The sequence below is a fragment of the Qipengyuania polymorpha genome (assembly GCF_019711435.1).
In the GTDB taxonomy this organism is placed as follows: Bacteria; Pseudomonadota; Alphaproteobacteria; order Sphingomonadales; family Sphingomonadaceae; genus Qipengyuania; species Qipengyuania polymorpha.
Window position 1 is genome coordinate 126,749 of sequence record NZ_JAIGNK010000003.1, and the last position, 12,913, is coordinate 139,661.

Genomic DNA, 12,913 nt, shown 5'->3' on the forward strand with positions numbered 1-12,913 from the left:
CGACCGTTCCTACGGGATACCGACGGGCGCCGGAGCAATCGGGCGCCCGTTTTCTTTTGCCTATACCGGTTTCGCCCCCGACCCCCGCCCGCCGCGCAGCGTGTATTCGAGCGTGCCGCGGTTCACGACGTAATCAACGTCGATGACTGCCGTATTGGCATAGGTGAAGCCCGGGCCGAGGCTCTTATAGAGCTTGTCGAAATCGCGCTCCACCGTCTGGCGATAGAGGTCCTCGAAGCTCGGAATCACGAAATAGGTCGGCTGCAAATCGCTGATGACATAATCCGTGCGCATCACGCGGTCGACGTTGAGCATGATGCGGTTGGGGCTTTCCGCCTCAACCGAATAGACCACCTCGGTCGGACCCGAGAGGATGCCAGCGCCATAGGCACGAATATCGCCGGGCTTTTCCTCGATCAGGCCGAACTCGACCGTGTACCAGTAGAGCGAGCCCAGTGCCTTCAGCCGGTTGTAACGCATCGCCTTCCAGCCGGCCTTGCCGTATTCCTGCATGTAATCGGCATAGACCGGGTCGGTCAGCATCGGCACATGGCCGAAGACATCGTGGAACACGTCGGGTTCCTGGATGTAGTCGAAGGTCTCACGCGTGCGGATGAAGTTTCCTGCCGGGAAGCGGCGGTTGGCAAGGTGCCAGAAAAAGACGTGGTCGGGAATGAGCATGGGCACGGGCACCACGCTCCAGCCAGTGAGCTTGTCGAGCTCTTCCGACAATTTGCCGAACTCGGGCACCCCGCCGCGCCCCAGGTCGAGCTTTTCGGTGCCTTCCATGAAGGCGGTTGCTGCGCGGCCGGGAAGCATTTCCATCTGGCGCTTGAACAGGTCGTTCCAGATCGCGTCGTCTTCGCTGTCGTAGACAGTCTGCTTCGGCTCGAGCCAGTCGTCGCCGACATGTTCGGGCTTTTTCAGCGGCGCGGTAAAAACGTCTGCCGGAAGGTCCGGAAGGCGGCTAAAGTCCTGTTCGGATTCTGCAAGTGTAGCCATATCGTTACCGTTGATACTACTCTTGCGGGCGCGACGCAAATTATCCGCGAGGGGGCGTAATGAAGAAATCGGATTACGAAGACGCAATCGAACCGATGCAGGAAGAGCTGGTGGGGATGGCCCGCTGGGCGCGGGTGACCGGCCAGCGTATCGTGGTCCTCTTCGAAGGCCGCGACACGGCAGGCAAGGGCGGCGCGATCCGCGCGGTTTCCGAAAAACTCAACCCGCGTCAGTGCCGCACCGTAGCGCTCGGCAAACCGACCGAGGACGAACGCGGCCAGTGGTATTTCCAGCGCTATGTGAAGCACCTGCCGACAACGGGCGAAATCGTCCTGTTCGACCGCAGCTGGTACAACCGCGCCGGCGTCGAGAAAGTGATGGGTTTTGCCAGCGACGAACAGGTCGAACAGTTCCTCGACCAGGTGCCGACCTTTGAGAAGATGCTCATCGACGACGGCATCCTGCTGTTCAAATACTGGCTGGGCGCGGACCAGGAGAAACAGGAAGAGCGGCTGCGCGAACGGCTTGAGGACCCGCTCAAGCGCTGGAAACTCTCGCCCATCGACCTCGCCGCGCGCGACAAATACGATGCCTACACCAGGGCGCGCGAGGAAATGCTGGCGCGCACGCACACCGAGTGGGCGCCCTGGACGCTGGTCGATTTCAACGACCAGAAGCAGGGACGGCTAACGCTGGTGCGCGACCTTCTCGACCGACTGCCCGATACCGAGTGCGAACCCGCCGAACTCGAATTCCCAGACCTTGACCACGAGCCGCTGGTCGAGACCTATGGCGCGCTCAAGCCGATAGCGAATTACCCGATAGACTAGGCGGCACGTTCGAACACGGCGGCCATGCCCTGCCCCCCGCCGATGCACATGGTCTCGAGCCCGTAGCGAACCTCGCGCCGCTGCATCTCATGCGCCATATCGGCGAGGATGCGGATGCCCGTCGCACCGATGGGATGGCCGAGCGAAATGCCCGAGCCGTTGACGTTGACGATCTCGCGGCGGCTGTCGTCTTCGGCAAAGCCCCAGCCCTTCATCACGGCCAGCGCCTGCGGGGCGAAGGCCTCGTTGAGTTCGATGAGGCCGATATCGTCCCAGCCGAGGCCGTTCTTCGCGAACAATCGCTCGACTGCCGGGACCGGACCGATGCCCATGCGGCTGGGATCGCAGCCCGCCGCGCTCCACGAATGGAACCAGAGGATGGGTTCGAGGCCGAGTTCCTCGACCTTGTCTTCCGCCACCACGAGGCAGGCGGCGGCCGCATCGTTCTGCTGGCTGGCATTGCCGGCGGTGACGATGGCATCGGGGTCACGCTTGCCGTCGATGGGGCGCAGTTTCGACAGGCTCTCCATATCGGCATCCTCGCGGAAGCCCTCGTCCCTGGCGAAGACGACCGGATCGCCGCGGCGCTGGGGAATTTCGACCGGCGCCAGCTGTTCTTCGAACTTTCCCTCTTCCCATGCCTTCGCCGCGTTCCGATGCGAACGGACGGCGAATTCATCCGAGGCCTCGCGGCTGATGCCGTAATCCTTGGCGAGGTTTTCTGCCGTCTCGATCATGCCGGTGATGACACCGAAACGCTCGATCGGCTGGCTCATCAGGCGGCCCCGGGTGAGGCGGTCCCACAGCACCATGTCGCCCAGCCGCGCGCCGTGGCGGGCCTTGGTCGTGTAATGCTCGACATTCGACATGCTCTCGACCCCGCCCGCGAGAACGCAGTCGGCGACGCCGGTCTGGACCATCATCGCCGCCGTGGCGACCGCCTGCAGTCCGGACCCGCAACGCCGGTCGAGCTGGAAGCCGGGCACTTCGATGGGATAGCCTGCCGCAAGCCAGCTCCAGCGCCCGATGGCGGGTGCCTCGCCGCTGCCATAGCCCTGGCTGAAGACCACATCGTCGACACGCATCGGGTCCACGCCCGAACGCTCGACCAGCGCCTTGATGATGGCCGCGCCCAGTTCGCCAGCCTCCAGCGGGGCGAGACTCCCGAGGAACTTGCCCACGGGTGTGCGAAGCGGCTTGCAGATGGCGACGCGGCGGAGTTGGGTCATGGGTCAGTCCTTATCGGAAAGGCGGGCAATGTCGCGGTCGATGAGATCGCCGATCGCGCCGGAGGAGAGGCCGAGACGCGTCGCCAGCACTTCCTCGGTGTGCTGTCCGAGAAAGGGTGCGGGCGCGGGCTCGCCGGCCGCGCGTCCCGGGATATTGGCGAAGCTCCGCGTGGCCGGGTATTCAAAGCCGGAGGGGTTGGCGCTCGACCGCGTGAACAGCGGGTTGTTTCCGACCAGCACCGGGTCGTTCGCTGCCTCGTGCATCGTGCGATAGCGTTCGAAGGTGCAGCCCTCCGCCGCCATACGCGCTTCGAGTGCCTCCCAGTCGTGGCCCGATGCGACCTCCTGGAAAATGTCGAACAGCGCGTGGCGATGCCTGAAACGCGGGTCGTCGCCATCGGCAAAGCGCGCTCCGGTTTCAGCCTCGAGCGTCGCGATAGGCTGCGCCACGCCGAAAGCTTCGACGAGGCCCTTCCATTGTTTCGCGGTCAGGGCAGCCACCATGAAGCGGACCCCGTCCTTGGTCCGGAAATCGCGCCCGAAGGCGCCCCAGATGGCATTGCCGAGCCGCTCGCGGTCGCCGCCGCGATAGAGCATTTCGGCCATCGCCCCGCTGTTAGCGACCGTGCCGATAGCGACATCGCCAAGGGGCACGCGAAGCTGGCTGCCCTCGCCGGTCTTGTCGCGGTGGCGAATGGCGGAGACCAGCGCAAAGGCACAGTAGGCGCCGGTGATGAAGTCCCACGCGGGCAGGACCTGGTTGACCGGCGGGGCGGTCGCGAGGTCCCACTCCTCCGGCCCGCACATAAGCGGATAGCCTGAAGCCGCATTGACAGTGAAATCCATCGCCTGCCGCCCGTCATGCCAGCCCATGATGCGCACGCTGACGAGGTCGGGGCAGTTGGCCGCCACCGCTTCGTGCGAGAGGAAGCTTTTCTCCGGCAGGTTCGTGATCAGATTGCCGGTCTTCGCCGAAAGCTCCACCAGTAGCTCGCGACCTTCACCGCTGCGCAGGTCGAGCGCGACCGATTTCTTTGCCCGGTTGAGGTTCTCCCAGCTCAGGCTGCGCCCCTCTTTCGTCAGCATGTAGCGGTCGTAATCGAGCCCGCCCTCCTTGTGGTCCACGCGGATCACCTCGGCGCCCATCTGCGCGCAATAGAGGCCCGCCGTGGGCGAGGCGACGAAGCTGGAAGCCTCGATGATGCTCAGGTCTTCAAGGAGGCCGTACACTCCTCAGAGGCCCGCCGCATATTCGCGCAGCATCCGCTTGGCGATTTGCAACTGGAGGATTTGCGTCGTGCCTTCATAGATGCGGTAGATGCGCGCATCGCGGAAGAAGCGTTCGGCGTCGTATTCGGCGAGATAGCCCGCGCCGCCGTAAATCTGCACCACGCGGTCGACCACGCGGCCGCACATTTCGGATGCGAAGACCTTGAAGGCGGCAGCGTGCTTCACCGTGTCCTCGCCCCGGTCCACGCGCGCGGTGACATCGGCCATCATCGCCTCTGCCGCGTAAATCTCGGTCCAGCTTTCCGCGAGCATCTGCTGGATGAGCTGGAAGTTGGCGATGGGCTCGCCGAATGCCTGCCGCTCGGTCGCATATTTGGTCGCGCTGTCGAGTGCGCGGCGCGCATAGCCAGCGCTTGCCGCGCCGACCGAAATGCGGCCATTGTCGAGGCTCATCATCGCAAAGCGGAAGCCCTGCCCCGTCTCGCCGCCCAGCAGTGCATCGCCCGGCACATGCACGTCGTCGAGCATGACGTCGGAGATATGGCTGCCCGCCTGCCCCATCTTCTTGTCCGGGCTGCCGGTCGAAACACCCGGCGTTTCCATCGGCACGATGAAAGCGCTGACATGCGCGTTCTTGGGCAGCGCCTCCTTCTCGGTGCGCGCCATGATGAGCGCAACGTCGGCGTGCGGCGCATTGGTTATGTAGCGCTTGGTGCCGTTCAGTATCCAGCCGTTCCCGTCGGGGTCGGGCTTCGCCATGGTCTGCATCGCCGCGCTGTCGCTGCCGCTACCCGGCTCGGTGAGGCCGAAGCACGCAATCGCACCCTCGGCAATCCGCGGCCACCATTCAGCCTTCTGCGCCTCGGTCCCGCCGTTCTTGATGGCGGAATTGAACATGCCGACATTGATGGAAAAAATCGAACGATAGGCTGGCGCAGCATAGGCCATGGTCTGCACGACCTTGGCATATTGCGTGATGTTCAGCCCCGCGCCGCCGAAGTCTTCGGGGACGGTCAGGCCGAAGAGGCCCATGTCCTTCATCTCGGCAAGGATATCCTCGGGCACGGCGTCATTCTCGATGACGTCCTTTTCCGCAGGGATGAGCCGTTCGCGAACATAGCGCTCGAGCTGTTCGAGGAACTGGGCGAATGTGTCTTCATCCATTCCGGGATTGGTGCTCATTCGGTCTCTCCCCCTCCGGTTTCCGGCTGTGTTTCCGCCTCAGGTGTCTCGTCAGGCATGCGCTGCTCGTCGAGCATCGAAGCGGCATCGTCGAGCGCTTCGGCTTCCTCCTGCGTGACGGGGCCAGGGTCGGCGCCCTCGGTGGAGGAATTGCAGGCAGCTAATGCCAGCACGGGCAGCAGGACGAGTCGCTTCATGGCGGCGATGCTATCTTCCAAAGTGATGTGCGACAAAGCCGCTACGGAAAAGGGCGGGCGGAGCCTTTGCTCCTGCCCGCCCCCTTGTGACCGGTGCGCTTACTCGGGCGGGTCTTCGCCCATCGCGTCCATCGCGGCTTCTGCGGTGGCTGCGGCGCTGTCGCCTGCTGCTTCGACCGAGGCGGCTTCGGCTGCGCTCGGCGTGGTTTCGACTGGCTCGACGGCTGCCTCGGGGTCGGCGACGGGCTCTTCCTCGACCGTGGCCATGGCTTCATCGGCTGCGACTTCGACCGTGTCGGCTTCGGCTTCGGTCGAGGCATCGTCCGCGCTGCCGCAGGCGGCAAGGGCGAGGCTGGTGGCTGCAACGGCAGCGATACGGAACTTCATCTTGTTCTCCTTCAATAGGCTGTGAGCCGTGGTTAATCGCTTGTTTGCGACTTCGCCAAGGGAAAATGTACCTGCGGCGGTTGCGCGCGGCGCGCCGTGTGGCAACAGGGGCGAATGGTCGCAACACTCGACAACGCCCGCGAAGCCCTGCGCGCCACGTTCGGCTTCGACGATTTTCGCGGGCGGCAGCACGAGGTGGTGGAGCGCACGCTGGCAGGCCAGTCGAGCCTCGCGGTCATGCCGACCGGCGCGGGCAAGTCGCTCACCTACCAGCTTCCCGCGGTCATGCTGGAGGGGACCTGCGTCGTCATCAGCCCGCTCATCGCGCTAATGCACGACCAGTTGAGGAGCGCGCGCGCCAATGGCATCCGCGCTGCAACGCTGACCAGCGCCGATGCCGACTGGCGCGAGACGCAGGACGCCTACCGCGCGGGCGAATTGGACCTGCTCTATGTCGCTCCCGAACGCGCGAGCCAGCCGCAGTTCCGCGACTTTCTGGGCTCGGCACGGATAGCGCTGTTCGCGGTGGACGAGGCGCATTGCGTATCGGAATGGGGCCACGATTTCCGCCCCGACTACCGCATGCTGCGCCCGCTGATGGATGCTTTCCCGGAGGTGCCTCGCCTCGCGCTGACCGCGACGGCAGACCGGCAAACACGCGGCGATGTGCTGACCCAGCTCGGTATTCCCGAAGATGGGCTTGTGCTGGCCGGTTTCGACCGCCCCAATATTCGCTACACCATCCGCCACCGCGACAATCCGGTGCGCCAGATTGCCACGCTGATGACCGAGCGGCCCGGCCCCGGCATCGTCTACGCCCAGACACGCAAAAAGGTGGAGGACCTCGCCGAAAAGCTCGCCGCTTCAACGGGCCGCGAGGTCTTGCCCTATCATGCCGGCCTGGCGCCGGAGACACGCGCCGCAAACCAGGCCGCCTTCGTGGCCAGTGAGGACATGGTCATCGTCGCCACCGTCGCCTTCGGGATGGGCATCGACAAACCCGACGTCCGCTTCGTCGCGCATGTCGGCGTGCCCAAGTCGATCGAGGCCTATTACCAGGAGACAGGCCGCGCGGGCCGCGACGGGGACCCTTCGGCTGCCACCATGTTCTGGGGCGCGGGCGACTTCGCCACCGCGCGCTCGAGGCTGGCAGAAGTCGACGAGGACCGCCGCAATGCCGAGCGCGCGCGGCTCGATGCGCTGGCAGGGCTTGTCGAAACGCCGCATTGCCGCCGCGCCGTGCTGCTGCGCCATTTCGGCGAGAACCCGCCCGAGACTTGCGGCAATTGCGACAACTGCCTCGACGCGCCCGATCTCACCAATGTGACTGAGCTGGCGCGCAAGCTGCTGTCCGCCGTTTACCGCACGGGGCAGAGCTTCGGCATGGGACACCTCCAAAAAGTCCTGACCGGCGCAGAGGACGACCGCATCCGCCAGCGCGGTCACGATAAGCTCAGTGTCTACGGGATCGTCGAGGGCGATGACGCGCGGCTGCTCCAGCCCTTGGGGCGCGCCCTGCAGGCCCGCGGCGACTTGCTGCCGACCGAGCACGGCGGCCTCGCGCTGGGTGGCAGCGCGCGCGAAATCCTCAAAGGGACACGCGAGGTCGAAATCGTTGTACCGCCCAAGCGGCAGCGTCGCTCCCGCCGCGGAGGCGACGAAGCCAATCCCGTTGGCGACCCGCTGTTCGAAGCCTTGCGCGAATTGCGTCGCGAGCTCGCCAGCGAAGCGCAGGTCCCCCCCTACGTCATCTTCCACGACAGCACCCTGCGCGAAATGGCCGCGACCCGCCCTGCCAGCATCGCGGCACTGGGACAGGTGGGCGGGGTCGGTGCCAAGAAGCTGGAGGCCTATGGCGAGCGCTTCCTCATGGAGATTGCCCGCCACTGACCGGTTCCGATTGACAAAGGTAAGATTCGATATAAATATGATATCATGTTTATATCACAGGGGAACCTCATATGTCGGTCGAACTTTCCGGAATGAAGACCAGCCGCGAGACCGCGGCGAAGAGCTTCAACGGTTACATCATGCTTCTCGTTCTGGTCGCGGTGCTCGCCGTACTTGCGTTCCTCATTCCCGGCATGGTGCCGGCTGACGGATCGCCCAAGATCGCCAAGCTCGCCTTCGCAGGCACTCTCGTGCTTTCGCTGATCGGCGTTCTGATCCTCGCTTCCGGCTTCTTCATGATCCAGCCGAACCAGGCTGCGGTCATCACGCTGTTCGGCGAATACAAGGGGTCCGAGCGCACCGAGGGGCTGCGCTGGGTATGGCCGTGGATGGGCAAGAACAAGATCTCGGCACGCGCGCACAACATCCATTCCGAACGCGTGAAGATCAACGATCTGCGCGGCAACCCGATCGAGATCGCCTGCAACGTCGTGTGGCGCGTGCGCGACACCGCACAGGCCAGCTTCGACGTCGACGACTACAAGGAGTTCGTGAACATCCAGATCGAGGCAGGCCTGCGCACGGTCGGCTCGCGCCATCCCTATGATGATTTCGAGGGCGAGGAAGTGACGCTGCGCGGCGGGGCCGAGGTGGTCAACCGCGAGCTGCTCGAAGAACTCAACGACCGGCTGCAGGTCGCGGGCGTGGTGGTCGACGAGGCGGGCCTAACCCACCTTGCCTATGCCAGCGAAATTGCCAGCGCCATGCTCAAGCGCCAGCAAGCCGATGCCATCATTGCGGCGCGCGCCAAGATCGTGCTGGGCGCAGTGGGCATGGTCGAGGATGCGCTGACCAAGTTATCGCAAGACAACATCGTCGAACTCGACGATGAACGGCGTGCAGCGATGGTCTCGAACCTCCTGGTCGTACTCTGCGGCGAAAAGGACGCGCATCCGGTGGTCAACGCCGGTTCGATTTACTGAGCGAGCGCCCAAGGGTCCGATGGCACAGAAGAAAGCCTTCGCCTTGCGTCTCGACCCGGCGGTACACGCCGCGGTCGAGCGCCTGGCAGCAGACGAATTGCGCAGCGCCAATGCGCAGATCGAAATGCTACTACGCGAAGCGCTCGCCAAGCGCGGGATCGAGGTCAAGCACAGCCCCGCCCCGCGCCGGGGTCGTCCGCCCTCCGACAATTAGCCGCAGCGAAGCGGTTTGCGGGGATGGCGGTAAGGCAGATATTAACCTTTCCATCATAAACCCGCCCAATGGCCAAGCCATTTGCCTCGAACCCCCATCGCTTTCCCGAGTGGATTGTGGGCGCGGTTGCGGCAGCTTCGGTCGGTCTCATCCCCTTCGCCGCGCTTTTCCTCTGACGGAACGCCTCGAGGCCTCCGCCCGTTGAGCGGGCAAAGGAGTTTCCCATGGCAGGCGGATGGGCGCGCGACGGCGCCGTTCAGGACCAGATCGACGACACCGTAAGCGACGCAGTCAGCGCGGCGCGCGCCCGCATGCCGAAAGGCGACAGCGCGAAATATTGCGACGAATGCGGCGAGCCTATCCCCGAAAGGCGGCGCAAGGCGCTTCCCGGCGTGCGCACCTGTGTCGAGTGCCAGTCGGGCCGCGATGCCGCCACCCGCCAGTCGGGCATCAACCGCCGCGGCAGCAAGGACAGCCAGTTGCGCTGAGGCGCGCTGCCACTAAGGACAAATTCCATGACATCCCCCTTCATCTGGCTCCAGCATGCCCTGCCGCATCATCTCGTCTCGCGCGGGGCGGGCAAGATTGCCTCGTCCGAGGTGCCTTTCCTCAAGGACCTGCTGATTCGCCGCTTCATCGATGCCTATGATGTCGACATGAGCGAAGCGGCGCGCGGTATCGACGAATACAAGAGCTTCAACGACTTCTTCACGCGCGAGCTGAAGCCCGGGATGCGTCCACTGGCCGATACTTCGACGCATATCCTCAGCCCTGCCGACGGCGCGGTAAGCCAGATTGGCACGATCGAGGAGGGTCGCATATTCCAGGCCAAGGGGCGGCACTTCACGGCAGCGCAGCTGCTCGGCGGGGACGAGGATGCGGCCAGGCGCTTCGAAGGCGGCCAGTTCGCCACCATCTACCTCTCCCCGCGCGATTATCACCGCGTCCACATGCCCGCAGCGGGCTCGCTCGCTTCCACCACTTATGTGCCGGGCGAGCTGTTCTCGGTGAACCAGGTGACGGCGGAGAATGTCGACGGGCTGTTTGCGCGCAACGAGCGGCTTGCCTGCCTCTTTACCGGTCCCGACGGTGTCTTCGCCAGCGTCATGGTCGGCGCGATGATTGTCGCCGGTATCGAGACCGTATGGTCTGGCCTCGTCGAGACGCATCACCCCAAGCTGGTGCGCGAGAGTTTCGACCCGGGCGCGCATGATTTGGACGCAGGCGACGAGATGGGCCGCTTCATCCTCGGCTCGACCGTGGTGCTGCTGTTCGAACCCGGCCGGGTCGCGTGGGACGAGAGTTTGAAGGCGGGCGATGCCGTCCGCATGGGACAGGCCATCGGCAAGCGGCTTCAGCCGAACGCGGGCGCGTAGGTCACTGTTCCGCTGGGCGCTTCGCCCTCCATCACCAAGCGCTGGAAATATTCTGCGGGCGGTCCCGGATAGGAAAGCTCAGGGTCGTGTTCGAAGCCGAAGCGGCTGTAATAGGCAGGCTCACCCAGCAGCACGATGCCCTTCGCGCCCATTTCGCGCATGTCGGCAATCGCGCGCTGCATGAGGCGCAGCCCGACACCTTCGCGCTGGTGGGCGGGCAATACGCTGATGGGGCCGAGGCCGTACCAGCCGGTGCTGCCGCCGGAAATCGTGACTGGAGAGACGGCGACGTGGCCGACAATGCGTTCTCCGTCTTCGGCTACCAACGATAGCGTCAGGTCGCCGTCGCTGCGCAATTTCTCGACGATTTGCACCTCGCTCCCGTCGCTATGTTCGACTTCGGCGAACGCGGCATCAGTGACGACGCCGATTTGCGCGTGGTCGGAAGGCTTTTCAGGACGGATAGTCAGCGCGCTCATGGGAGAATGTGTCCTGCCCGGTCGCGCTTGGTCGCGAGGTAGCGCGCGTTGTGCGGATTGTCGGGGAGCGAGTGGGGCACGCGTTCGGCAACGCTCACCCCGGTCGCCTCGAGCGCGTCGACCTTGGCAGGATTGTTGGTCATCAGCCGGATCTCCTTCACACCGAGCAAGTCGAGCATACGCGCGGCGGTGGGGAAATCACGCGCTTCATCGGGCAGGCCGAGCCGGGTATTCGCATCGACCGTGTCGAACCCCTGGTCCTGCAGCCGATAGGCGCGCAGCTTGTTGACGAGGCCGATGCCGCGCCCTTCCTGCCGCATATAGAGCAGCACGCCCCAGCCGCCCTTCTCCGCCTCTTCCGCCATCGCCTGGAGGGCAGCATCGAGCTGCGGGCCGCAGTCGCATTTGAGGCTGCCGAGAATATCTCCGGTCAAGCATTCGGAATGCAGGCGCACCAGCGGCGGGCTGGAGGAATCTTCCTTGCCGATGACGAGCGCGACATGCTCGCGCGTGTCGTCCGGGCTGCGGAAAGCGACGATGCGCGCACCTTCGGCCGCCGCGACCGGCAGCTTCGCACGTGTTGCAATGCGCAGGCGCGAAGGGTCGGAAAAAGCTTCGACATCGCTCGCCTTCAGGCAGGCAGCCTCTCCCGAACCTTCAGGCGCGACTAGAAAGGCAGGGAGAATACCCGCGATACGCGCCAGTTCGAGCGCGGCACGCGCCTGCTCTTCCCATCCGAGTTCAAGCGCCTTGAACGGGCCCTTGAGCGGGCTTTGCAAATCGAGCGCCGGGTCCGCGACCGCCAGCGCTGCGGGCAAATCGAAAACCTCCGCCCCGCGCATCAACACTGGCTGGCGCGGTACGGCCGCCTCGCGCTGGTTGGCGAGTTTGAGCGTCGCCGCCCGGCTGGCCGAAACCAGCATGGCCTCTCCCGACACATCGGAGAACGCGGTCTCCACCGGCTGCAACAGCGGCGCGCCCTCGATGGCGAGCGGCCAGCCGTGGCGCAGCGCGTCCACCGCCAGCGCCGCGCGCCGCGAAGGAGAGGGCTCGCTCAGATGTCGAACTCCGTCACCAGCGGCACATGGTCCGACGGCTTTTCCCAGTCGCGCGCATATTCGTGGACCGAGTGGGCACTCGCCTGCTTCGCCAGCTCGGGGCTCGCCCACATATGGTCGAGACGGCGGCCGCGATCGTTCGCCTTCCAGTCCTTCGCGCGGTAACTCCACCAGCTGTAATAGCGCTCGGGCGCCTTGATGTGCTCGCGCCCGATGTCGGACCAGCCATGCGCATCCATGAAGCGCTGCAGGCTCTCGACTTCGATAGGCGTGTGGCTGACGACCTTCAGCAGCTGCTTGTGGTTCCACACATCGCTTTCGAGCGGAGCGATGTTGAAGTCGCCGACGATAAGTGTCGGACGATCGATGGCATCGGCCCAGCGCGTCATACGCTCGAGGAAGTCGAGCTTCTGGCCGAATTTCACGTTCTTCTCGCGGTCGGGCTCGTCGCCGCCCGCGGGTACATAGACGTTCTCGATAATCATCCCGTCATGCTCGGGAAGCTCGACACCGACGTGCCGCGCTTCGCCATTGTCCTGCCAGTCGTGGCGCGAGAATTCGCGCAAGGGAAGGCGGCTGACCGTGGCCACGCCGTGATAGCCCTTCTGACCATGCACGGCGACATGTTCGTATCCCAGCGCCTTGAAGGCCTTGTAGGGAAACTGGTGCTCCTGGCACTTGATTTCCTGAAGACAGAGTACGTCGGGCGAGGTCTCCTTCAGGAAACGCTCGACGATAGGCATGCGAAGGCGGACGGAATTGATATTCCAGGTAGCGACAGAAACCATGGCCATCGGATAGGGGGCGTTGGCGCGAGGGTCTAGGTGAAGTTTTTTGTTTTGCGCCCTCAAACGCC

General features: G+C 64.5%; 15 protein-coding genes. 6 read left to right on the plus strand and 9 right to left on the minus strand.

From position 1 onward, the window contains the following. Window positions 1–60: 60 nt before the first annotated feature. Entirely contained in the window at window positions 61–1,002 is a 942-nt protein-coding gene (phhA, locus tag K3152_RS09405) for a phenylalanine 4-monooxygenase (protein WP_221573873.1), read from the minus strand. A gap of 59 nt (window positions 1,003–1,061) precedes the next feature. Between phhA and ppk2 the strand changes: the two genes are divergently transcribed. Then, window positions 1,062–1,832: a polyphosphate kinase 2 gene (gene ppk2, locus K3152_RS09410; protein ID WP_221573874.1), complete on the plus strand. Its 771-nt coding sequence runs from the start codon at window positions 1,062–1,064 to the stop codon at window positions 1,830–1,832. On the opposite strand, the gene K3152_RS09415 is transcribed toward ppk2, so the two are convergent. The 5 genes from K3152_RS09415 to K3152_RS09435 form a co-directional block, all read right to left on the minus strand. After that, window positions 1,829–3,061: an acetyl-CoA C-acetyltransferase gene (locus K3152_RS09415; protein WP_221573875.1), complete on the minus strand. Its 1,233-nt coding sequence runs from the start codon at window positions 3,059–3,061 to the stop codon at window positions 1,829–1,831. The two genes, ppk2 and K3152_RS09415, sit on opposite strands and share 4 nt — an antisense overlap. 3 nt (window positions 3,062–3,064) lie before the next feature. Continuing rightward, a complete protein-coding gene (locus K3152_RS09420) occupies window positions 3,065–4,291 on the minus strand; it encodes a CoA transferase (protein ID WP_221573876.1) in 1,227 nt (408 codons plus the stop codon). A gap of 3 nt (window positions 4,292–4,294) precedes the next feature. Beyond that, complete coding sequence (locus K3152_RS09425; protein WP_247713335.1) at window positions 4,295–5,473, minus strand: acyl-CoA dehydrogenase family protein; 1,179 nt, start codon at window positions 5,471–5,473, stop codon at window positions 4,295–4,297. Further along, window positions 5,470–5,670 (minus strand): hypothetical protein, encoded by a 201-nt coding sequence (locus K3152_RS09430; RefSeq protein WP_221573877.1) that lies wholly within the window; start codon window positions 5,668–5,670, stop codon window positions 5,470–5,472. The genes K3152_RS09425 and K3152_RS09430 overlap by 4 nt, the downstream gene beginning before the upstream one ends. Before the next feature lie 99 nt (window positions 5,671–5,769). Next, a complete protein-coding gene (locus K3152_RS09435; protein WP_221573878.1) occupies window positions 5,770–6,057 on the minus strand; it encodes a hypothetical protein in 288 nt (95 codons plus the stop codon). Window positions 6,058–6,171: 114 nt separating this feature from the next. Between K3152_RS09435 and recQ the strand changes: the two genes are divergently transcribed. The 5 genes from recQ to asd all read left to right on the plus strand — a co-directional run bounded on the left by recQ (window position 6,172) and on the right by asd (window position 10,520). After that, window positions 6,172–7,947, plus strand: coding sequence for a DNA helicase RecQ (gene recQ, locus K3152_RS09440; protein WP_221573879.1), 1,776 nt, complete (start codon window positions 6,172–6,174; stop codon window positions 7,945–7,947). A gap of 71 nt (window positions 7,948–8,018) precedes the next feature. Then, complete coding sequence (locus K3152_RS09445; protein WP_247713336.1) at window positions 8,019–8,930, plus strand: SPFH domain-containing protein; 912 nt, start codon at window positions 8,019–8,021, stop codon at window positions 8,928–8,930. Window positions 8,931–8,949: 19 nt separating this feature from the next. Then, on the plus strand, window positions 8,950–9,144 hold the full coding sequence (locus tag K3152_RS09450) for a type II toxin-antitoxin system antitoxin (RefSeq protein WP_221573880.1): 195 nt from the start codon (window positions 8,950–8,952) through the stop codon (window positions 9,142–9,144). Between the two features lie 224 nt (window positions 9,145–9,368). Next, window positions 9,369–9,632 carry a DksA/TraR family C4-type zinc finger protein gene (locus K3152_RS09455; RefSeq protein WP_221573881.1) on the plus strand — a complete coding sequence of 88 codons (264 nt, stop codon included), beginning with the start codon at window positions 9,369–9,371 and terminating at the stop codon, window positions 9,630–9,632. A gap of 27 nt (window positions 9,633–9,659) precedes the next feature. Beyond that, window positions 9,660–10,520: an archaetidylserine decarboxylase gene (asd, locus tag K3152_RS09460; RefSeq protein ID WP_221573882.1), complete on the plus strand. Its 861-nt coding sequence runs from the start codon at window positions 9,660–9,662 to the stop codon at window positions 10,518–10,520. Here asd and K3152_RS09465 read toward each other — a convergent pair. Genes K3152_RS09465 through xth form a run of 3 tightly spaced genes read right to left on the minus strand, consistent with a single transcriptional unit; the run spans window position 10,499 to window position 12,845 of the window. After that, window positions 10,499–10,999, minus strand: a complete 501-nt coding sequence (locus K3152_RS09465) for a GNAT family N-acetyltransferase (protein WP_221573883.1) — start codon at window positions 10,997–10,999, stop codon at window positions 10,499–10,501. The two genes, asd and K3152_RS09465, sit on opposite strands and share 22 nt — an antisense overlap. Then, window positions 10,996–12,018, minus strand: coding sequence for a GTP cyclohydrolase II (gene ribA / locus K3152_RS09470; RefSeq protein ID WP_345719788.1), 1,023 nt, complete (start codon window positions 12,016–12,018; stop codon window positions 10,996–10,998). Before ribA ends, K3152_RS09465 begins: the two co-directional genes overlap by 4 nt. Before the next feature lie 35 nt (window positions 12,019–12,053). Further along, window positions 12,054–12,845, minus strand: coding sequence for an exodeoxyribonuclease III (gene xth / locus K3152_RS09475; RefSeq protein ID WP_221574369.1), 792 nt, complete (start codon window positions 12,843–12,845; stop codon window positions 12,054–12,056). Between the last annotated feature and the right edge of the window lie 68 nt (window positions 12,846–12,913).